The 21183-nt window shown below is 55.1% G+C and carries 26 protein-coding genes and 1 pseudogene; 3 read left to right on the forward strand and 24 right to left on the reverse strand.

Annotation, left to right across the window (positions count from 1 at the left end; genetic code table 11):
- The 11 genes from U5A05_RS16110 to ccmA all read right to left on the reverse strand — a co-directional run bounded on the left by U5A05_RS16110 (position 1) and on the right by ccmA (position 8347).
- Positions 1–843 (reverse strand): PhzF family phenazine biosynthesis protein, encoded by an 843-nt coding sequence (locus U5A05_RS16110; protein WP_261738932.1) that lies wholly within the window; start codon positions 841–843, stop codon positions 1–3.
- Between the two features lie 88 nt (positions 844–931).
- Positions 932–1327, reverse strand: coding sequence for a hypothetical protein (locus U5A05_RS16115; RefSeq protein ID WP_261738933.1), 396 nt, complete (start codon positions 1325–1327; stop codon positions 932–934).
- Positions 1328–1440: 113 nt separating this feature from the next.
- A complete protein-coding gene (gene ccmI / locus U5A05_RS16120) occupies positions 1441–2643 on the reverse strand; it encodes a c-type cytochrome biogenesis protein CcmI (RefSeq protein ID WP_321833884.1) in 1203 nt (400 codons plus the stop codon).
- Positions 2636–3112, reverse strand: coding sequence for a cytochrome c-type biogenesis protein (locus tag U5A05_RS16125; protein ID WP_321833885.1), 477 nt, complete (start codon positions 3110–3112; stop codon positions 2636–2638). Before U5A05_RS16125 ends, ccmI begins: the two co-directional genes overlap by 8 nt.
- The gene (locus U5A05_RS16130) at positions 3109–3645 is read right to left on the reverse strand and encodes a DsbE family thiol:disulfide interchange protein (protein ID WP_261738936.1); all 537 of its coding nucleotides are present in this window, start codon (positions 3643–3645) and stop codon (positions 3109–3111) included. The genes U5A05_RS16125 and U5A05_RS16130 overlap by 4 nt, the downstream gene beginning before the upstream one ends.
- Positions 3642–5630, reverse strand: coding sequence for a heme lyase CcmF/NrfE family subunit (locus U5A05_RS16135; RefSeq protein WP_321833887.1), 1989 nt, complete (start codon positions 5628–5630; stop codon positions 3642–3644). The genes U5A05_RS16130 and U5A05_RS16135 overlap by 4 nt, the downstream gene beginning before the upstream one ends.
- Entirely contained in the window at positions 5630–6088 is a 459-nt protein-coding gene (gene ccmE, locus U5A05_RS16140; RefSeq protein ID WP_261738938.1) for a cytochrome c maturation protein CcmE, read from the reverse strand. The genes U5A05_RS16135 and ccmE overlap by 1 nt, the downstream gene beginning before the upstream one ends.
- Complete coding sequence (ccmD, locus tag U5A05_RS16145) at positions 6085–6261, reverse strand: heme exporter protein CcmD (protein WP_261738939.1); 177 nt, start codon at positions 6259–6261, stop codon at positions 6085–6087. Before ccmD ends, ccmE begins: the two co-directional genes overlap by 4 nt.
- Positions 6258–7016, reverse strand: coding sequence for a heme ABC transporter permease (locus tag U5A05_RS16150; RefSeq protein ID WP_219261020.1), 759 nt, complete (start codon positions 7014–7016; stop codon positions 6258–6260). Before U5A05_RS16150 ends, ccmD begins: the two co-directional genes overlap by 4 nt.
- Before the next feature lie 84 nt (positions 7017–7100).
- Positions 7101–7769, reverse strand: a complete 669-nt coding sequence (gene ccmB / locus U5A05_RS16155; protein WP_261738940.1) for a heme exporter protein CcmB — start codon at positions 7767–7769, stop codon at positions 7101–7103.
- Positions 7766–8347 (reverse strand): cytochrome c biogenesis heme-transporting ATPase CcmA, encoded by a 582-nt coding sequence (gene ccmA / locus U5A05_RS16160; RefSeq protein ID WP_425262911.1) that lies wholly within the window; start codon positions 8345–8347, stop codon positions 7766–7768. The genes ccmB and ccmA overlap by 4 nt, the downstream gene beginning before the upstream one ends.
- A gap of 245 nt (positions 8348–8592) precedes the next feature.
- On the opposite strand from ccmA, the gene fliK reads away from it, so the two are divergent.
- Both fliK and U5A05_RS16170 read left to right on the forward strand, forming a co-directional pair.
- The gene (gene fliK / locus U5A05_RS16165; RefSeq protein WP_321833898.1) at positions 8593–10164 is read left to right on the forward strand and encodes a flagellar hook-length control protein FliK; all 1572 of its coding nucleotides are present in this window, start codon (positions 8593–8595) and stop codon (positions 10162–10164) included.
- Positions 10161–10478 (forward strand): EscU/YscU/HrcU family type III secretion system export apparatus switch protein, encoded by a 318-nt coding sequence (locus U5A05_RS16170; protein ID WP_321833899.1) that lies wholly within the window; start codon positions 10161–10163, stop codon positions 10476–10478. The genes fliK and U5A05_RS16170 overlap by 4 nt, the downstream gene beginning before the upstream one ends.
- 8 nt (positions 10479–10486) lie before the next feature.
- Here U5A05_RS16170 and aepX read toward each other — a convergent pair whose 3' ends face one another.
- The 8 genes from aepX to U5A05_RS16205 all read right to left on the reverse strand — a co-directional run bounded on the left by aepX (position 10487) and on the right by U5A05_RS16205 (position 16841).
- Positions 10487–11395, reverse strand: a complete 909-nt coding sequence (gene aepX, locus U5A05_RS16175; protein WP_321833901.1) for a phosphoenolpyruvate mutase — start codon at positions 11393–11395, stop codon at positions 10487–10489.
- Between the two features lie 42 nt (positions 11396–11437).
- Positions 11438–12322: a hypothetical protein gene (locus U5A05_RS16180; protein ID WP_321833902.1), complete on the reverse strand. Its 885-nt coding sequence runs from the start codon at positions 12320–12322 to the stop codon at positions 11438–11440.
- Between the two features lie 281 nt (positions 12323–12603).
- Positions 12604–13377, reverse strand: a complete 774-nt coding sequence (locus tag U5A05_RS16185; protein WP_321833904.1) for a fumarylacetoacetate hydrolase family protein — start codon at positions 13375–13377, stop codon at positions 12604–12606.
- An 18-nt stretch (positions 13378–13395) separates the two neighbouring features.
- Complete coding sequence (locus U5A05_RS16190; protein WP_321833906.1) at positions 13396–14283, reverse strand: NAD(P)-dependent oxidoreductase; 888 nt, start codon at positions 14281–14283, stop codon at positions 13396–13398.
- Positions 14284–14336: 53 nt separating this feature from the next.
- Positions 14337–14540 (reverse strand): cupin domain-containing protein, encoded by a 204-nt coding sequence (locus U5A05_RS24285; RefSeq protein WP_425262885.1) that lies wholly within the window; start codon positions 14538–14540, stop codon positions 14337–14339.
- Complete coding sequence (locus tag U5A05_RS16195; RefSeq protein WP_321833907.1) at positions 14482–14913, reverse strand: cupin domain-containing protein; 432 nt, start codon at positions 14911–14913, stop codon at positions 14482–14484. The genes U5A05_RS24285 and U5A05_RS16195 overlap by 59 nt, the downstream gene beginning before the upstream one ends.
- Before the next feature lie 22 nt (positions 14914–14935).
- Positions 14936–15679, reverse strand: a complete 744-nt coding sequence (locus U5A05_RS16200) for a PHP-associated domain-containing protein (RefSeq protein ID WP_321833908.1) — start codon at positions 15677–15679, stop codon at positions 14936–14938.
- Positions 15669–16841 (reverse strand): homocitrate synthase/isopropylmalate synthase family protein, encoded by a 1173-nt coding sequence (locus U5A05_RS16205; protein WP_321833909.1) that lies wholly within the window; start codon positions 16839–16841, stop codon positions 15669–15671. The genes U5A05_RS16200 and U5A05_RS16205 overlap by 11 nt, the downstream gene beginning before the upstream one ends.
- Positions 16842–17191: 350 nt before the next feature.
- On the opposite strand from U5A05_RS16205, the pseudogene U5A05_RS16210 reads away from it, so the two are divergent.
- Positions 17192–17347, forward strand: a pseudogene (locus U5A05_RS16210) (EscU/YscU/HrcU family type III secretion system export apparatus switch protein); the annotation flags it as partial.
- A gap of 311 nt (positions 17348–17658) precedes the next feature.
- Here the strand turns inward: U5A05_RS16210 and U5A05_RS16215 are convergent.
- The 5 genes from U5A05_RS16215 to motD all read right to left on the reverse strand — a co-directional run bounded on the left by U5A05_RS16215 (position 17659) and on the right by motD (position 21181).
- On the reverse strand, positions 17659–18051 hold the full coding sequence (locus U5A05_RS16215) for a DUF2802 domain-containing protein (protein ID WP_261738943.1): 393 nt from the start codon (positions 18049–18051) through the stop codon (positions 17659–17661).
- On the reverse strand, positions 18052–18531 hold the full coding sequence (locus U5A05_RS16220; RefSeq protein ID WP_261738944.1) for a chemotaxis protein CheW: 480 nt from the start codon (positions 18529–18531) through the stop codon (positions 18052–18054).
- 83 nt (positions 18532–18614) lie between these two features.
- On the reverse strand, positions 18615–19379 hold the full coding sequence (locus U5A05_RS16225; protein ID WP_321833911.1) for a CheW domain-containing protein: 765 nt from the start codon (positions 19377–19379) through the stop codon (positions 18615–18617).
- Positions 19380–19463: 84 nt separating this feature from the next.
- Positions 19464–20252, reverse strand: a complete 789-nt coding sequence (locus U5A05_RS16230) for a ParA family protein (RefSeq protein ID WP_321833912.1) — start codon at positions 20250–20252, stop codon at positions 19464–19466.
- A gap of 38 nt (positions 20253–20290) precedes the next feature.
- Positions 20291–21181 carry a flagellar motor protein MotD gene (motD, locus tag U5A05_RS16235; RefSeq protein WP_321833913.1) on the reverse strand — a complete coding sequence of 297 codons (891 nt, stop codon included), beginning with the start codon at positions 21179–21181 and terminating at the stop codon, positions 20291–20293.
- Between the last annotated feature and the right edge of the window lie 2 nt (positions 21182–21183).

Below are 21183 nucleotides of genomic sequence, written 5' to 3' on the forward strand. Positions count from 1 at the left end.
TTAAAGCGTGAGCTGCCCCGAAATACAGGTCACAGCCGCACCGCCCACCCAGATATCGTCGCCAATCTGCTCGATAGATACCCGCCCCGCGCGCCCCATGGCCGTGCCCTGACTGACTACATAGCGCGTCGGGGCCAGGCCGTCCGCAATCAGCCACTGCGCCAGCCCGGCATTCAGGCTGCCAGTGACCGGGTCTTCGGGCATGCCTTCACCGGCGCAAAATGCGCGCACTTCAAACTGTGCCTCATCACCATCGCGCTCGGCGTTCCAAGGCGCAACCACGCCAATGGACAGGCCCAGCAACTGTGCGTAATCAGGGTTCAAAGCCAGCACCTGCTCCCGGTCGCGTAGCATCAGCGCCACCCAGCCGGGGCCGTTGTCGACCCAACGCGCCAGCGCAACAGCCTGAGACTCGATACCCAGGCCACGGCAGAGGCGTTGCAGCAGTGCATCTTCGACGGCGCCAGCACGTAACAAAGGCGGCGCTGTAAATGCCAGTTGCCCAGCATTGCGGCGAATTCGGATCAAGCCCGCGCTGCACTCCTGAACGATCTCTTCACCCTTGGGCTTGCCCCCGGCTTCCAGCCAGGCATGGCAACTGCCCAGCGTCGGATGCCCGGCAAATGGCAGTTCTTTCAGGGTGGTGAAAATGCGCAGGCGGTAATCGGCTTCGGGGTTTTGCGGTTTCAGTACAAAGGTGGTTTCGCTGAGGTTGGTCCAGCGCGCAAAGTCGGCCATCTGCGCATCGGTCAAACCGTCGGCGTTCAAAACCACGGCCACCGGGTTGCCTTTAAGTGCAACTGTGCTGAAGACATCAATTTGCTTGAATTCAAATAGGCTCATGGCCGGCTCCTGATAACGATCAGAAGCACCCTACACAGTTTCGATATATCTGAAAATAAAACGGCGACCCTAAGGTCGCCGTTGAACGTTACTTGAACTGCCGACTCAACCCCGGCGGTACGCCGCTGATATCGGTGTCTTCCCACGGCCCGCTGGGGCTGACCGAGCGGCTCCAGCCGTTGTCCCAGCGATAGTAGGCGCGCTGACGGTAGAAGACGTTGGTCTGGTCATCCAGCACGTACACGCCCATGCGCGCATCCCAATGGCTCGGCCCGCCCGGCGGCGGCGCGAAAGTGGCCGAGGTCCGCGGTAACGGCTTCGGCGCCTTGGGGATGGGCATGTCAGGCAGGGGTTTGCCGGAGGGCTGGGGCGACGGCTGCGGCATCGGTGTGGATGGCGCGCTCGGTTCGTAAGGCTGATGAACCGCACAGGCGCTCAAGCCTAAAACCACACTGAGCAGGGTGATGCGTGCAAGTGGACTCATGAAAATGTCTCTATTGATAGTGATGAACCTGTCGCCGCTGCCGCAGGCTGCGATGGGCAGCGCAGCGGCCCTTATCGCAGCCTGCGGCAGCGGCGACATCGATCGCATCAACTTTATTTTTCCGGGCTATCGATGGTCAGCTGTTGCAACGCCTTGGTGCTGCTGGACAGCGGTTTGCTGCGCCCTACCCACTCCCCCGCTGTCGGCTGGCCAGCACGGGAGATGCGTGCCATCAGTTGGACTTCAGGAAAGTTCGACAGTTTCAATTGCGGCATCATGGCGTCGACATCGCCCAGCTCAACGGTGATGGGCAGGTCCGCCACGGTCACGCGCTTGACCGCCAGCGGCGCCGGTGGGCCGGACACTGCACGGGCGAAGATAAACACGCTGTCGCCCGGCAGGACACTGGCCTTGACCGCGTCAGCCAGATCAACGCTGACCTTGATCGACGCCTGGGCCTTGACCGCAGGCGCAGCTTCAACCTTGCCCCCGCTGGCCAGCAGTTGTTCGCGGGCCTTGGCGATACCACCTTCCAGGGCGGCGCGTGAAGTGTCGCCTTCGGGCAATTCATTCATCAGGCGCTGCCAGTAGCCAATGGCCTCCTGGAAGCGCTGGTCTTCAAAGGCTGCAATGCCCAGCAGGCCCAGGCTGGTGACTTCTTTCGGGTCGGCCTTCAAGGCTTCATCGGTCAGTGCCTGGGTCTTGTCACTCCACTTTTTATCGTCGGCAAAGTACTGCGCCTGCGCCCACTGCCCCAACAGCTCAGGCTGACGCCCTGCCAGCGTGACCGTACGCTCGAACACTTTGGCGGCATCAGCCGGACGGTTTTGCGCCATATAGGCACGGCCCAGGAAGTACAGACCTTCGGCCGAGTCAGGTTGCGCAGCGGCAGCACGCTCAAGGCGCGCGACCATTTCTTCAAGGGATTGCGGCGGCTGCGAGAACTCGCGGGTCAGCTCGACCTTATCGCTGGAGCCAAAGTGCAGGTACAGGCCCAAGCCCAGGACCGGCACCATTACCGCCGCCAGCAGCGGAATGGCCTTGCCCAGGCTGGAAACCCGCCCCGGCGCCACGCCTTCGGTGTCCGCCAGCAATTCGCGGGCAGCTTCGGCGCGGCCGGTTTCGAGCTGCTCGGCAGTCAGTACGCCTTCTTCACGCTGGACCTGCAATTCGGCCACGCGCTCCTGGTACAAGGCGACGTTCAATGCAGTACGATCTTCTTCACGCTGGGCGCGGCGCCCACGCAATACCGGAATCAATAAAAAGCTGAGGGCTATCAGTAGCAGCAAGCCTGCTGCGAGCCAGAAATCAATCATCTTTGGTTTTATCCAGCAAAGTGTCGAGGCGCTTACGCTCCTCGGCAGAAAGTGTGTCCGAGCCTTCGGCCTGCTCTGTACGACGGCGGCGCCCGACGATGACGCCAATTACCACCAGACCACCCACCAGCAAGGCCAGCGGGCCAAACCAGAGCACGACAGTCTTGCTGGTCAGCGCCGGTTTATAGAGCACGAAATCGCCGTAGCGAGAAACCATAAAATCGAGGATCTGCTGGTTGTCCTTGCCCTCGCCCAACATGCGGAAAATCTCGCGGCGCAGGTCGGTGGCAATCGGTGCGTTGGAATCGGCAATGTCCTGATTCTGGCACTTGGGGCAACGCAGTTCCTTGGTCAGTTCGCGGAAGCGCTCGCGCTCGGCGTCATTGGCAAACTCGTAGGTGTCGATGGCCGCCTGAGCAATACCCGTCAGCGTCAGGCCGAATACCACGGCGGCTAACCAGCGCTTCATGGCTTGGCCTCGTCAACCAGTGCCTGATACTTGCCGGCCAGTTGTTCGCGCCACACAGTGTCGTCGATCACGCCGACAAACTTGTGCCGGATGATGCCTTGACTGTCGATCAGGAAGGTCTCGGGAGCGCCGTACACACCGAGGTCCAGACCCAGGGTGCCGTCTGCATCGTTGATGTCCAGCTGATACGGGTTATGGAAATCCTTGAGCCACTTTTTCGCGTCTGCATTGACGTCCTTGTAGTTCACGCCGTAGATCACCACGCCCTGCTCAGCCAGCTTGGTCAGCACCGGGTGCTCGACCCGGCACGATATGCACCAGGTGGCCCACACGTTGACCAGCGCCGGTTTGCCCTTGAGGTCAGCCTCGGTCAGGACCTTGTCGCCCTCGACCGCAGGCAGGCTGAACGCCGGGAACGGCTTGTCGATCATCGCCGACGGCAGCTCGGTCGGGTCCAGGTACAAGCCTCTGTATAGAAACCACGCCATGCCCAGAAAAACGGCCAGCGGGATCAGCATCAACCAACGTCTCATGCCGTGGCTCCTGTCATGCCCAGTGCTTCGCGCACCCGGCTTTTAACCTTGACCCGGTAGCGACGGTCCATCGCTGCCAGCAGTCCACCAAAACCAGTGAGCAGACCGCCGAACCAGATCCAGCGCACAAACGGTTTCACATGTACCCGCACAGCCCATGCGCCGTCACCCAGAGGCTCGCCCAGCGCCACATACAGATCGCGGGTGAAACCGGCATCAATCCCGGCTTCGGTCATCATCGAGTTCTGCACCGTGTACAGGCGTTTTTCAGGGTGCAGCACACTGACTTCCTTACCATTGCGCACTACTCGCACAGTACCTTTGTCCGATGTGAAATTGGGGCCCTGGAAGTGTTTGGCACCTTCAAAGATAAAGTGATAACCGCCCAGTTCCATCGACTCGCCCGGCGCCAGGCGCAGGTCGCGCTCGGCACTGTTCTGGCTCGACAACACCACACCCAGCGCGCACATCGCGATACCCAGGTGGGCAATCTGCATGCCCCAATAGCTGCGGGTCAGGCTGCGCACACCTTTGACCAGGCCTTTGTGGCGGGTTTTGTCACCGATATCACGCACCCCGGCCAACAGCACCCAAGCGGCCAGCATAAAGGTGGTCATCACGGCCCAGTTGAAGTCGCCATAAGCCACGCCGGCAATCGCCGACAGGGCCGCGCTGCCCAGCAACACAGGGGTCAGCATGCCCAACAACCATTTGACCGGAGTGTCTTTCCAGCGCACCAGCATGCCGACGGCCATCACCACCATCAGCAAGCCCATCAACGGGATAAACAGTGCGTTGAAGTACGGCGGGCCCACCGACATCTTGGCGCCACTGATGGCATCCACAATCAGCGGGTACAGGGTGCCAAGCAGAATCATTGACGCGGCCACCACCAGCACCAGGTTATTGCCCAGCAGCAAGGTCTCGCGGGACCACAACTTGAAGCTGACGTGACTTTTGACCACCGGCGCGCGCAACGCAAACAGGGTCAGCGAACCGCCCACCACAAACAGCAGGAAGATCAGGATAAACACGCCGCGCTCCGGGTCGGAGGCGAACGCATGCACAGAGGTCAGCACGCCGGAACGTACCAGGAAGGTGCCCAGCAAGCTCAACGAAAACGCGGCAATGGCCAGTAATACGGTCCAGCTTTTGAACACACCACGTTTTTCCGTGACGGCCAGCGAGTGAATCAGTGCAGTACCCACCAGCCATGGCATGAACGAGGCGTTCTCCACCGGGTCCCAGAACCACCAGCCGCCCCAGCCAAGTTCGTAGTAAGCCCACCAGGAACCGAGGGTGATCCCTATGCCCAGGAAGGCCCACGCCACGATGGTCCACGGACGCGACCAGCGCGCCCATGCGGCGTCCAGACGACCACCGAGCAAGGCGGCAATGGCGAAGGCAAATGCCACGGAGAAACCGACATAACCCATGTACAGCATCGGCGGGTGAACAATCAGGCCGATATCCTGCAACAGTGGGTTAAGGTCATTACCGTCCGAAGGAATCTGCGGCAGCAAGCGTACGAATGGGTCCGAGGTCAGGATCAAAAACAGCAGGAAACCCACACTGATCATGCCCATGATCGCCAGCACCCGCGCCAGCATCACCTGCGGCAATTGCCGCGAGAAGATCGACACCGCGAAGGTCCAGCCACCCAGAATCATCGCCCATAACAGCAATGAGCCTTCGTGGGCACCCCACACGGCACTGAACTTGTAGTACCACGGCAGCGCGCTGTTGGAGTTGCTCGCCACGTACGCCACCGAGAAATCATCGGCCATAAAGGCATAGGTCAGGCAGCCGAACGAGAACAGCAAAAAGGCAAACTGGCCCCACGCGGCGGGTTGCGCCAGGCTCATCCACAATTTGTCGCCACGCCAGGCACCCAGCAGCGGCACGATGGCCTGCACGATGGCGAAGCACAGGGCCAGAATCATGGCCAGGTGGCCCAATTCAGGAATAAACAGTCCAGACATCATTACTTACCCTCACTCGCCGGTACAGGCGCGGATTGGCCACTTTCGTTCAGCGCTTTGGTCACTTCGGGCGGCATGTATTTTTCGTCGTGCTTGGCCAGTACTTCATCGGCCACCACCACACCCTGGGCATTGAGCTTGCCCAGCGCGACGATGCCCTGCCCTTCACGGAACAGGTCCGGCAGGATGCCGCGATACGTGATGGTTACGGACTTGTTGAAGTCGGTGACTACAAATTGCACATCCAGTGAGTCGCCCGAGCGCTTGAGCGAACCGGCCTCAACCATGCCACCGGCACGGATGCGGGTGTCCAGTGGCGCTTCGCCATTGGCAATCTGAGTCGGGGTGTAAAACAGGTTGATGTTCTGCTGCAAGGCGCTCAGGGCCAAGGCCAGGGCAGCGCCCACCCCCACCAGAATCGCGAGGATGATGATCAAGCGTTTTTTACGCAGCGGATTCACTTCGAATTCTCCCGACGCAAGCGGCGCGCCTCTTGTTGCAGATAGCGTCGGCGCGCCATGATCGGCAGCGCCACATTCAACCCCAGTACCGCCAGGCAAATGCCATAGGCCGACCAGACATACACCGCGTGATGACCCATGGCGATAAAGTCGCCAAAAGAAGCAAAACTCATCGCGCGCCCTCCAGAGCCTTCAACACCTCAGCCTTGACCCAACTGCTGCGAGCCTCTCGCTTGAGCACTTCCAGGCGCATGCGCAACAGCAGCACCGCGCCAAAGAAGCAATAAAAGCCCAACACGGTCAGCAGCAGCGGCATCCACATTTCCATGGGCATCGCCGGTTTTTCGGTCAGGGTGAAGGTCGCGCCCTGATGCAGGGTGTTCCACCACTCCACCGAGTATTTGATGATCGGAATATTGATCACGCCCACAATCGCCAGCACCGCGCAGGCCTTGGCCGCGCTGTCGCGATTGGTGATGGCGTTGCCCAGAGCGATCAGGCCGAAATACAGAAACAGCAGAATCAGCATCGAGGTCAGGCGCGCATCCCATACCCACCACGAGCCCCACGTTGGCTTGCCCCACACGGCACCGGTGACCAGCGCTACGGCGGTCATCCAGGCACCGATGGGCGCCGCGGCTTGCAGGGCAACGTCGGCGATTTTCATCTTCCACACCAGCCCCACCACACCGCACACTGCCAGCATCACGTAGCAGGACTGCGCCAGCATGGCCGCCGGAACATGGATATAAATAATCCGAAAGCTGTTGCCCTGCTGGTAGTCCGGCGGTGCAAACGCCAGGCCCCAGACCACTCCGCAGGTAATCAGCAACACGGCGGCAATGCTTAACCACGGCAACAGCCGCCCACTGATGGCATAGAACCATTTGGGCGAGCCGAGTTTGTGAAACCAAGTCCAGTTCATCACGCTGTTTCCATCACGGTGCCGGTCACGACAGGTTGAGTGTCATGCCAGCCAGGGTCTTTACTGGCCCACGGGGGCCAGACCTCATTATTCGCCGACGCTGATTTTCAGGCCGGCGGCTATTGCAAAGGGTGTCAGGGTTACTGCCAAGGCGGTCAGGCTACCAAGCCACAGCAAATAACCGGTTACGGGCATGCCTTGTAATGCCGCCTGCAGGGCGCCACTGCCAAGAATCAGCACCGGGATATATAAAGGCAGAATCAGCAACGCCAGGAGCAGGCCGCCACGCTTGAGGCCTACGGTCAACGCAGCCCCCACGGCCCCAAGTAAACTCAACACCGGCGTGCCCAGCAGTAGCGACATCAGTAACACTGGCAGGCAAGCCACCGGCAGCCCGAGCATCAAGGCCAGCAGTGGCGACAGAATCACCAGTGCCAGACCGGAAAACGCCCAGTGTGCCAGTACCTTGGCCAATACCAGTAGAGGCAGGGGGTGCGACGAAAGGACCCACTGCTCCAGCGATCCGTCCTCGAAATCACTGCGAAAAAGCCCGTCCAGCGAGAGTAAAACCGCTAAAAGCGCAGCCACCCACAGTAGCCCTGGAGACAAGGTTTGCAACAATTTAGTCTCCGGGCCGACGGCCAACGGAAACATCGCGATCACAATCGCGAAAAACACCAACGGATTGGCCAACTCGGCCGGGCGGCGAAACAACAAACGCGCTTCACGCGCCACCAACGTCCCGAACACACTCATACAGCCCACTGCCCCAGGTCGATATTGCGGTAACCGGCCGGCATCCGGGCCAACGTATGGTGCGTGGTGAGCACCACCATGCCGCCACCTTCGCAATGGCGGGCCAGGTGCTCTTCGAGTTGCGCCACGCCATGTTTGTCGAGCGCGGTGAACGGCTCGTCGAGAATCCACAACGGCGGGCTGTCCAGATACAACCGGGCCAAGGCTACACGGCGCTGCTGACCGGCCGACAAGGTATGACACGGTACATCTTCAAAACCCTTGAGCCCTACCGCTGCCAGTGCGGTCCAGATCGCTTCGCGAGTGGCCGGACGATGCAAGGCGCAGAGCCAGCTGAGGTTCTCTTCAGCGGTGAGCAGGTCCTTGATCCCGGCGGCATGGCCGATCCACAGCAGATTGTTCGCCAGTTCGTAGCGCTGGCTGCTCAGGGCTTGACCGTTAAGCCGCACTTCGCCCGCCGTTGGCTGCATCAGGCCCGCCAACAAACGCAGCAGGCTGGTTTTGCCGCTGCCATTGGGGCCACTGATTTGCAACATGTCGTGGCTGGCCAGGCGCAATTCGAGATTTTCGAACAGCATCCGCCAGTCACGCTCACAGGCGAGCGCTACGGCTTCTAAAAGAGGGCTGGTCACGTAATTGAGGCCTTCACGGTTCAAGTCGGCGCGGGCGTGGCCGTTAAAGTGATGCAGGATAAATGCATTTATGGCCTGTTTCAGAGAGCTGGATCAAACATTTGTGATGTTTTTAGGGTCTCTGAACGACGGGGCGGCATTATACATGCCATGTCCTACTCTAAAGCGGGCAATTTCGACAGGTTGTTTCGATGAAAGGCGACATGAATATTCCACCCATCCCACAAACCGCACCAAGCAGTCTGCGCTCTGGTCTTGTGGGCGGTGAAGTGCTCAAGTTGCTGCAACCTGCTGATGGCCTTATTCGACCTGGCCAGAGCGCCCAAGCCGAAGTGTTATCGCTCAAGCAAAACGACCTTACTTTCCAGCTGCTGCTCAAGTTGACCCTGGTCGGTGGCCGAGAAACCAACGTGCAGGCCAGCAGCAACTTCCCGTTGCCGCTGGGCACGCAACTGGCCGTGACCCAGCCTTCAGCAGGTAACCTGGCGATCAGCCTGCAACAGGCGCTGACCAGCAGCGTGGCCACCCTCACCCGCCTTGATCCACAACAACTGCCGGTGGGCACGCTGCTGCAAGGCAAAGTGCTGACCACCCAGGTGTTAGCCCAGCCAGCCGGGCAACCGGCGGTCTATCGCTCATTGGTGACCCTGCTCAACAGCGCCCTGAGTGGCAGCACCCTGACCCTGGATAGCCCACAGCCTTTGCGGATCGGCAGTTTGCTCAGCGCGCAGGTGAACGGCCCGCAAAGCTTGAGCTTTGTACCGCTCAGCGGGCGTCAGGAACAACTGGCGGTAGCGCAACAACTGGCCACACAACAAAGCCGCCAAGGCTCGCTGGAGGGGCTACTCAATGCCCTGCAAAAACTGCCCCCCACTGCCGACATGCCTACCGAACTTCGCACATCCATCGACAGGCTGTTAGCCGGTTTGCCTACCACGGCGCAATTGAGTAACCCCAAGGGCCTGAGTGACGCCCTGCTCAACAGCGGTGCATTTTTGGAGGCCCGACTGCTGAGTGGCCAACCCCTGGCCTTGGCCCCGGACATGAAGGCCACCCTGCTGCGCCTGACTGCGCAGATCCTGCCCGGCGTGCCGGCCAGTACCAGCTTCAACCCCGGCATGGCTGCCAGCACCCAGGCCCAGGCCTTGCCGACCTTTGTCCGCAATGCCTTGGGCATGCTTGGCCAGGTCAGTGCCAAGCCACAACCCGGCGGGTTCCCCCTGCCTCAGCGGTCAATGCAGAGCGGCGAAAGAGAAGACAGTCTGGAGAGTTTGCTGAAATTGGCCGCAGCAGCCATTTCGCGCCTGCAAAGCCATCAGCTGTCGAGTCTGGAGCAAAGCGGGCGCACGGCCGATGGCGCCGTGCTGACCACTTGGCAACTGGAAATCCCTATGCGCAATGCTCATGACATAGTGCCGTTACAGGTCAAATTCCAGCGCGAAGATCCGCCAGAGAAACAACCGCAGGACAAACCCGAGGCCCGAGAAATCAAGGATCAACTGTGGCGCGTAGAACTGGCCTTTGACCTTGCACCGCTCGGCCCGCTGCATGTGCAGGCGCAACTGCTGCGCGGCAACCTGTCGGGCCAGCTCTGGGCTGAGCGAGCGTACACGGTGAACTTGATCGAGAGCCAACTGGGCAACTTGCGCCAGCGCTTGCTTGACGCGGGGTTGAGCGTGACCGATCTGGATTGCCATCAAGGCACACCACCACCAAGCAGCCATACCAAACTGGAACAACGCTGGGTGGATGAAACCGCATGAATAACCCACCTGAACCGCGCCAGGCGATTGCCCTCAAATACGACGGCAAACAGGCCCCGACCCTCACCGCCAAGGGAGATGACGAACTGGCCGAAGCTATCCTCGCACTGGCCCGCGAGTACGAAGTGCCTATTTATGAGAATGCCGAGCTGGTCAGGTTATTGGCGCGAATGGAGTTAGGCGACAGCATCCCACAGGAGCTGTACCGGACGTTGGCCGAGATCATTGCCTTTGCCTGGCAGCTTAAAGGCAAGTTCCCGGTGGGATTTGACCCGAATGCGGTTCCGGGTGAGCGGGATATAACACCGCTGTGATACGGGCTTTAAGAGGTCCCTGGTATCAGCTCCAAAACCCCTTTAATACTAAGGCAGTATTTTTCAACTTCTTGTGTACGACCATTTTTCAATATCTCTCGAGCGACAAAACTCATCGCGGGATATGCAGCTCGCAGCATTTGATTAGCATAAATAACAACATTAAATCCTGCCTCCACGAGCGCATCAAAATGTATATTTGTATAGGTCGTAGGAACACAGACTAAAGCGACATCTTGATGGTGAACCCTAAACAATCTGGCAAATTCAAGCACTTCATCTGGTGCCCCCTGACGACTATGTATCATTACTCCATCAGCGCCTGCAGCGACGTAAGCCAATGCGCGCCTGAGCGCTTGAGGCATGCCTTCGTCCAAAATCAGACTTTCAATCCTCGCAATAATCATAAAGTCTGGATTTGATCGAGATTGCGTGGCCGTAGCAATTTTTTTCGAGAACTCCTCAATGCTTGCCTGGCATTGTAAAACCTCATTGCCTAGCAACGAGTTTCTCTTCAAGCCTACTTTATCCTCAATCACAAACGCTGAAACGCCCAGCCTTTCAGCAGTTCTAATATGATAGGGCAAATGCTCTATCATACCTCCCGTATCCGCATCAAAAATCAAGGGTTTGGTAGTAACATCAAATATATCCGACACATTGGAAAAGCGACTGGAAAACTCGACCAATTCAATATCAGGCTTTCCTCTCAAAGCAGAATCCACAAGAGAACTTGACCAGAAAGCGTCATATACAACATCCCCATCAACTCCCGAATACAACACCTCCTCAACCAATAATGCCGTCAACGGACAATGGACTTCCATTACACGCAAGCCTTGCTTATCCTTCAGCAACTGGCCAAATGCAGAACGCCTGACACTTGCACACCGACCTTTAAATACTCCCCCGCGCATAGGTATACCTCCGAAAATATTTAAACGCTAGACCAGAAACTTTCACTGCCCATCAACATCATTGAACCTAACAATAGAAACACAAGAAAGTATCAGAGACAGTAACGCCAGGCACCAAAAAATACCGAACACATACTGCATACCCAGTTCAAAATACACAATCCCAAACAGCAACCCACACACAATCAATATGTACACCCCGGACTGAAACCCAAAAAACAGAGTTCTATATTTCAAATGCCTCCCCAACGCCAGAAACAAAACAGGTTGCATTAACATATTGGCAAGAAATGCGAGCACTACCACCACATAAAAAAACCCATTCGTTTGGCAGAGCACCATCAACATACAACACAACAACATACAACACTGAACCCCTGCGCCAGTCTTAAAACGAAAAACCTCCGAAAACATCGACCCTGCCCTCACACAACAGATACCAATCACTACCCACAACAATAAAAAACCCATATAAACCGTACTTATTTCATTCCCTGAAACACCAAGCCCCACCCTCATTGGAACAAGCATTAACAATAGAAAAAAGCAAACATTAATCGCGATCAAATTTACAATATCAACAATGGTAGAATACTTAAAATTATCACCATAAGCGATACAGGGCTCTTGCTCTTCAAAGTCTATTTTCTTTACCACCATAATACAGAGTAAATATAGCCCAGCCGCTACGACTGCCGACGCCGTACGCTGATAAAAACCGCCCAAAGACAAACCAATTGGAATCAATAGTGGAAGGCAGGCCAAGGCCAAACTCAGTATTGAAAAATTCGCCTGCGAACGGCATGCTTTGCCAGGCAACACTAACATGGCACGCGCCAAAACAACTGTACAGCCACTCATTACTCCCCACAATAAGCGCAACACCCAATCAAGCCACTCAACGAGAGTACCGTTGCCGACAGCCAAACAAAGACACACTAAAAACAAAGCCCCACACAACAGCAAAAAAAAATGCTTCCTTAATATTAATAGCGCTACGCTATCCCTGTACGCATAGCTTAACCATCCGACTGCACAACATCCAAATGACAACCCTAACAAGTACAGTACCAAAGGTGTATACGCACTCAAGAAAAACGTATTCAGCCGTATTGAGTGATCGATCCAAACCATCAACCCCGAGGACCCCATGATATTTGCAGCACTTAACATTACGCTGAGATTTATAACCTTACCCCCGCCCCGCATCACAAATAAGTCACTCGATTAAGTAGCTTCCCAAACAGCGAACTCTTTGGTTCTCGCTCCCCACCCACTTCGAAAAACTCCATACTTACTTCATCACCACTCACTAAAAAACGTGCATCACTCGCCCCCTTTTTTATCTTTTCGGCGATACAAGATTCTGAACATGGTTGTTGACCACGTGTTGATACTGAACCTGACGTAATTATAGTACCGCAGGGTAGCACTCTCGTTCTTGCACAATGTGCGACCAATTCAGAAAAACCAAATAGCATATCGCTGGTCGTAATCATGCAAAACAATATGCCATTTAATCGAATTTCCAGCTCCGCTAACGGACGACCCTTATTCCACAGCTTTAAGTGCTTTTGAGGATTTATTCCTCGGCCAAAAAAACTCGTCAAGGGCTTTGACTGTACAAAGCCAAAGCCATTGACCTTATCTAAACAGGCAAGCTTACGGTAGGTAAAATCATTACAAGCAGTCAGCATTTTTATATATTGATCGGCTTCACTCGCTGTGACACCTCGCGGGACGGTATCCAGTATAATCGCCCATTCGGCCTCAAAATCCAAATCCAGTCCATCAACACCATTAAGTGCCTCACCGGAACCCAAGAAGAAATCACTGGCGCCTTGATATACATGTATACCCCAAGACTCGTCATAAATACCCATTCGCTGCTGCCTGTTAGGAAATGCGCTACCATATAAGATCTGAGGTGCCTGCCGAACGATAGGTTCTATACAACTTATTAGCCCTTCTTTCGTCATCATAACAAGCACCTCCCAGCGCTACCCGCGAGCCAAATTGAATATATAATCAAAAACTTCCATTTGATCCATGGATTTGGAATCAGAGGATCGGACCCTTTCATATAATTCATATGCATGTTTATAAAATACACTGGGCACACCCAAATCAGAAAACAATTCACCTGCCAATTCAAGATCTTTAATTCGAATACCCATAGGCACTGAAATGCTACGCGACACACTCATGTATCTTTTCAACAGCAACTCAAGATATACCGAGCGACCTCGTCCCAGAGCAAGGGAGGCGCCAATCATATTTTTTTCGACACCGAAATTTTCCGCCAAAACCAGCGCCTCCGCCGCCACCAACAAGTGCAGCGACTCACAATAATTATTAATCACTTTCATTGCTTGTGCTCGAGCATTTGACTGCATGCAACAAAAATCACTCAGCAAGACCTTTACTAAATTTCTAAACTGGCGCCTTAGCGCATGCGGCATATGCCCTATATAGCCAACTAACCGGCCGGATTGGGCCCCTTCAACCCCGCCTGAAACAGGCATTTCAATATATTGGATATTAAACGCAGTGAAAAAAGCTTCCAACCTCTCTGAAGCCTTGTAGCCAACAGTACTTGTATTGACTACTAATATTTTCTCCCTGCATTTTAAACGCCTATTATTAATTGCTTCTCTTTCAACTCCAGAGAATACATCCACAATGCTTTTTTCGTCTCGCAGGCATAAAATCCAGATACCACCACGCCTGAAAAACCTTTCATCAATAACACCAATGACTTCGGCACCCCGCTTTACCACACCATCTAACTTACACTTTGTTCTGTTGTAAACGCAGACTCTGTAACCACTCTTCAGCAGCCGCTCAACCAATGCCACCCCCATAAGACCAGCACCGATCACTGACACTTCCTCCTCCCTCATAAAACCTCCTGCACAAGGCACGCTACTCTCGGCCCACCTCACTTCAACTCATAGTTAAATGCCAAAATTTCGGCCCCCGACTCAAGCGCCATAAAGCTGTGCTTGATCCCTGGACTTATATATACAGAATCTCCAAAATTAAGCGTCGCAGTTTCAGCATCCTCAGCGCCATCTCCTCTCCAATCAAAGCGCACACTCCCCTTCAACACATATATAACTTCCCGAGAAGCATGCCCCCCCATTGAGAACCACTGCCTCACGACTTTCACAATGCAACGAGACTTTTAGCGCCATCAGTTCTGGAGCTGTATTGGACGTCGCCAGATGCTTATAGGTGTAGTACCTGCTTCCCTCCCGGCACACTTCTTTTGCAAAGCCCTGATCTGACTTGAAAATTACAACCCCAGATTCAAGATCCTTGCGGGTATCAACCAACAACTCAGAGATCGGCATAACCAATTTATCTGCCAACTTCTGTAACGCATCAAAACTCTCAAGCTCGAGCACTCCGGCACGGTTGCAACACCCACCGACAACATCCAACACTTCGTCAACTGACATTTTGCGCTTACTAGAAAGCTTTTCTATTTGTGAAGCATTAATAAGAATACTCATGTCTGACTCCAAAAAAGTTTTCCTATAGATGTCGGCTTCTGTAATAACCTGACAACCTGAGAACCTCATCTGCTGATTCATGTATACAAGGCACTGTTGCTGCTTTTCTTACAACGCTTTTGAATCCATGGATAAAACTTTCTCCACTCTCCCCCTCCAAAAATCGTTCGGGCACCAATGTTTTCCCCACCCCAAGTTGGATCCATGTATGAGCATCGCTACCACTCACACAAGCCTTATTATATTTCTGCGCCAACCCCTTGTATCGTTCAACCCAATGCGGATGCTTTCCTGACACTTCAATAGCATCGACTTTTCGTATCACATTATCAAAGTCGCACCACCATTTTCCGTCACCTAATAAATGATGAGCCACAGCGACATAGCTATTATTTTTCCTTTCAAGTTCATCTAACAACTCGGTAGCGGTATAGGTCATGGATGGCGACCTCATATCCATCACCGCTTTTACACTGGCATGCACCCCCATATCGCCACCTCCCCTCAACGATATTTCTGCCCCAGAACTGATCATAAGACCCGATGAAAGTACAATGACCCCACCTTCCAGAGTTTGCCCGCCTAGTTTTTTCTCACCGAATATCTCGCTATACAACTCGTCAAATCCCTGTGAATCTCTGTGCTCAGTCAGGCATACAATATCTATACCTTTCTTTTTAGCCACCTGAAAAGTAAAATCTATTTCTTCCCAATCAGGCCTTGATTTTTTAGTTGATAACAAATGAACATGGGTATCAATCCACATACTTAACCTCCGCCAAAACTTTCCTATCATTTATCCTGGCGCACTTCACTGACCCAACCAAATCCAATAACTCCTTCTCCTCCAACCCTCTCCCTTTACTCATTGAGCATGCACGCACCAACATTAAATATCTCTTTAATTCATCTGACGAACAGTTAATACCCTGTAGTTTTAATACACTATCAATGGCTGCTGTGCCTGAGTGTTTACCTACAACAATTCGCCGAACACCATTTACCATCTCCGGAGGGAAAGGCTCAAAACTAGCACTATTATTTAATGTCGCACTGGCATGGATACCGGACTCATGTGCAAATACGTTAGTGCCTACTATGGGCTGCCAAGGCGGGCAGTGAACATGCGTTGCTTCTGCAACGAGCCGACTCAATGAAATCAGCATGCTTGTGTTGACGCCCACATCAATACCATAAAGCAGCTTAAGCGCAAGTACACACTGTGCTAAATCCGGCATCCCTGCGCGCTCACCAATACCGTTAACAGTCGCATGAAAAAACGTAGCCCCCGCACAAATCCCTGCCAAAGTATTGGCAGTAGCCAATCCAAAATCATTATGGGCATGGCATTGAACATCAATATCAGCCACTTTAACAACTCGCCTAACGATCTCAGCATACTGCTCTGGCGTCAATATACCAACCGTGTCTGAAAGACGTATTCGATCTGCACCTGCCTCTGCCACATGAACGGCATATTCTTCAACAAATTCCATTTCAGAGCGACCAACATCCTCGGCACTTATTGACACATATACACCCCTGTCCTTCGCGCGACTAATCAGGTCCGATGCAGTTCTCAACAACCAGACTCGATCTTTCTTGATGCTACTATTCAAATGTATCGCCGAGGTCGGGAGCCCAATATGTACAGCTTGAAAACCGAGATTCAATGATTGAACAACATCTGCCTCCACCCCACGATTCCATGCGACCAGCATCGCTTCGTTTTTACGCTCAAGCAAAATCTCCAAGACCGCTAATTCATCACCCCCCATGGCTGGAATACCTACTTCCACCCATCGTATGCCTGCTGCCAACAATGACGAGAAAATTGAAATTTTTCTTTCCTTTGTAAAGGCAACGCCAGGAGATTGTTCACCATCACGCAACGTCGTATCTTCTACGATCACATTATTATTAATCATATCTACCCTCCACTCAGGAAAACTACATAGATAAAATTCAAAAAACCAATAACGCCCTAGCTCGCATTTACAATCCTCGCCAACTGAAAACTAGTTCACCTGATAGGTTTACGCCATCAAACCATGCAAATTTCAGATACCGCCCTTGTATGCGAACGACTATGCCTAACAGTACTTAATCTCTTTCCTACAAACACGCAAAACCATTAAACATATCCAACTTCCATTTAAATCAACACTTTGAGAAACTGCTGCCATTCATTTATATACGGACTGTTCGGCAATAGGGCGAGTTCAGACTTTTCACTTCACATTCACCTGCGAATATGGAACTCCCATCTACAAGATGAATATTGGCGCGAATGGAGTTAGGCGACAGCATCCCACAGGAGCTGTACCGGACGTTGGCCGAGATCATTGCCTTTGCCTGGCAGCTTAAAGGCAAGTTCCCGGTGGGATTTGACCCGGATGCGGTTCCGGGTGAGCGGGATATAACACCGCCATAAATACTCCCCTGCCGCTAAAAAATACTCGCAAAACCGGGGTGAATGAACTGGCGACTGCTACGCAGCCGATCGCAGCCTCGCGCTGCTCGACAGCGGCTACAGAAACCACCGGCCTTGTAGATACTCTGTCCCAGGTCAAGCCCCAGTGGGAGCGAGCCTGCTCGCGAATGATCTTCGCGAGCAGGCTCGCTCCCACGCTTGAAGTATCTCTGTAGCCGCTGAGGAGCGTAGCGAGGCTGCGATCGAGGACAACGTCCTCGCGCGATGCATCTGGTAAACAGGGGGAAGAAATGGTCTGGCGGTTAGAACGTTCAGCCCTTGTACATCTTGCTCATCAACTCGGCCTCGGCCTGAGTCAGTCCGCAAGACTGGGTCAGTTCGTCGACGCTGGCACCCATGCTGACCAGACGCGCCGCCTGGTTGAACGACAGGCTGGTGGGGTCGCGCTGTTCAAGCTGGGTCAGCTTTTCGGGCAGCGGCGCGACCACGGCGCGCAGTTCGTGCAGGTCTTCACCCATTTGCACATTACCGTTCTGGTAGGTGTCCAGGCGCCGCGTCAGTTCCCTGAGGCGCCGGTCACGCTGTTCATCGCCCGCCACCTGCTGCGCCGCAAGCACCCGCTGGCGGCGTACGTGGCTGACGAACAGCCACAGGGTCACGGCCCACAGCAGGCCGAGGACGATTACCGCCACCTCAAGGATCAATCAGATGTTCTCCAGATCCGACCATTCTTCTTCGGTCATCATTTTGTCCAGCTCAACCAGAATCAGCAGTTCGCCGTTCTTGTTGCACACGCCCTGGATAAACTTGGCCGACTCGTCGTTGCCCACATTAGGCGCCGTTTCGATTTCAGACTGACGCAGGTAAACCACTTCCGCCACGCTGTCGACCAGAATACCGACCACTTGTTTGTCGGCTTCAATGATGACAATCCGCGAATTATCGGTAATTTCGGCGCTGTACAAGCCAAAACGCTGACGCGTGTCGATCACCGTCACTACGTTACCGCGCAGGTTGATGATGCCCAGCACGTAGGAAGGCGCACCCGGAACCGGGGCGATTTCGGTGTAACGCAGCACTTCCTGAACCTGCATCACGTTGATGCCATAGGTCTCGTTATCCAGCTTGAAGGTAACCCATTGCAGGATCGGATCTTCCAACCCCTGTGCCGCTGACTGTTTCATACCCCAAACCCCTGACTGAAATACTGCAAAATTCTGATAACCGGCGGCTCACCCTGACAGATGAGCATCAACCCGTTTTGTTCTTATGATTTGCCTTTGGCGATCAACTGCGCCAATTGCTCCACATCCAGCAGTGCACACATGTGTTCAATCACGGTGCCCGCCAGCCACGGCCGCTGCCCGCGCTGGGAGCGCCATTTGATTTCGTTCGGGTGCAGGCGCAACGAGCGACTGACCTGATGCACCGCCAGCCCCCATTCGTAGCCCTGTACTGAAATGACATATTGCAGGCCTTCGCGAAAATCATCGCGATAGCGCTCGGGCATCACCCAGCGCGCCGTGTCCAGCACGTTAAGCTTGCCGCCCTGGCTGGGCAGAATTCCCAGATACCAGTCGGGCTGACCAAACAGCGGGGTCAGTTCACGCCCGGCCAGTGAATAAATCGAACCCAGGCACACCAAAGGCACCGCCAGGGTCAACCCGGCCACGTCGAACAACAGGCATTCGAAAGGCTCAGCAGCCCACGCAGGGCGGCCATCATCCGGTATCGGCAAGTGCGCACCCGGCGCACTCGGCCGATGCACTTCAACCAGTGGATGGGCCAGCGTCTCAGCGGGCACACCCACCTGCGCCAACTCTACCGGCATCGCCAGTGGCTCTTCGGCAGGGGTTTGCGCAGCCTGCTCCAGAGACAGGACACGGGAATCGCGCACCTGCTCTTCAAGAATGGCGTCGGCAAACTCGTCCGACTCAACCAGCGCCGCTTGCGTTGCATCGAACAGCAAGTCGTCGAGGTACGACTGCAACGCCAATTGCGGTCGGTTGGAAAGTGCTATCGGCTGCGTCATAAAGTGCCCCACTCAACAGCCTCGCGACAGAGACCTGTAGACGTTATCGGCCAAGCACGGCCGATACTTGAATGCTCGCCCACCTCACGCCACCTGCGGTGCAAGCTGGCGGGTCAGGACGTGCTTGAGCAACGCACGATAAGCGATAACTCCCCGGGTTTTATCGTCGAACTGCGATGGTGTCTGCCCGGCCCGACTGGCATCGCGCAACCGGGTATCGACCGGAATAAAACCCTGCCACAGAGTGTCGGGATACACATCGCGCAACACCCGCAAGGTGCTCATCGAAGCCTGGGTGCGGCGGTCGAACAAGGTCGGCACGATGCAGAACGGCAGCTCTTGCGTACGCGAACGGTTGATCATGCGCAGGGTGTGGACCATCCGCTCCAGGCCTTTGAGCGCCAGATGCTCGGTTTGCACCGGGATAATCAACTGTTGGCTGGCCGCCAATGCGTTGACCATCAGCACCCCCAGAATCGGCGGGCTGTCGATGATGGCGTAGTCATAGTCCTGCCACAGTTGCGCCAGGCTGCGCGCAATCACCAACCCCAAGCCGCTTTGTCCCGGCGCCTGACGCTCCAGGGTTGCCAGTGCCGTGGTGGCCGGCAGCAAGGCAATCTTTTCGTGGCTGGTGGGCAGCAGCAATTGTGCAGCCAAGCCTTCAGGCACCTGCCCCTGATGCAGAAACAGGTCATAAACGCTGTGTTCCAGACCATCGGGGTCATACCCGAAGTAACTGGTCATGGAGCCGTGCGGGTCGAGATCGACCACGACCACGCGCTTGCCCGCCTCTGCCAGCAAACCGGCCAGAGCGATGGATGTGGTGGTCTTGCCGACCCCACCTTTTTGATTGGCTACTGCCCAGACTCTCATTCTGTGGTTCCTCCCGGCTGCATGCGTGCCGGCCGAGATTAAAGGTTTGGTGACGGGGAATTGACGGCATCCCCGCGAACCAGCGGCTGTGTGGGTGGCGGTGCAGTTTGTGTGCCAGCCCGCTTCAGGGCAGCATCCGGTGTTGCGTTGGCGGTTCCGGTGGCGGTCAGGCTGCGACGCACTTCAAGGTTGCGCGACACCACCAGCACCACCCGACGATTGAGCGCGCGCCCCTCTGGTGTGGCGTTATTGGCCACCGGCTGAAACTCGCCGTAGCCCACCGACGCCATGCGGCCGGGGTTCACCCCCTGCATTGCGAGCATGCGCACGATGCTCGCCGAGCGGGCCGAAGACAGCTCCCAGTTGGTGGGATATTGCGCGGTCCGAATCGGCAAATCGTCAGTAAAACCCTCGACGTGAATCGGGTTCTCGAACGGCTTAAGGATCGCCGCCACCTTGTCGATAATGTTGAACGCCGCATTGCTGGGCATCGCATCTCCGCTGCCGAACAACAGGCTGGAATTGAGTTCAATCTCGACCCACAACTCATTGCCGCGCACCGTCAATTGCCTGGATGCGATCAAGTCGCCAAAGGCATTGGTGATGTCATTGGCGATGGTTTTAAGCGGGTCATCCGGCACTTGCCCAAGGCCTGCATCGGTATGTTCACTGTCTTTGATCAAGGGCTCGGCAGGCTGGGTCGTCAGCGGCCGCTCTTCACCGATGGGCACCGGTCTGATGCTGCGCTCGGTGTCACTAAACACCCCCACCAGCGCCTTGGAGACCACCCGGTACTTGCCTTCATTGATCGAAGAAATCGAGTACATGACCACGAAGAAAGCAAACAGCAAGGTGATGAAATCCGCGTAGGACACCAGCCAACGTTCGTGATTGACGTGCTCATCAACGGGGCGACGGCGACGGCTCATGG

The sequence above is a fragment of the Pseudomonas kulmbachensis genome (assembly GCF_963681935.1).
Classification (GTDB): domain Bacteria; phylum Pseudomonadota; class Gammaproteobacteria; order Pseudomonadales; family Pseudomonadaceae; genus Aquipseudomonas; species Aquipseudomonas kulmbachensis.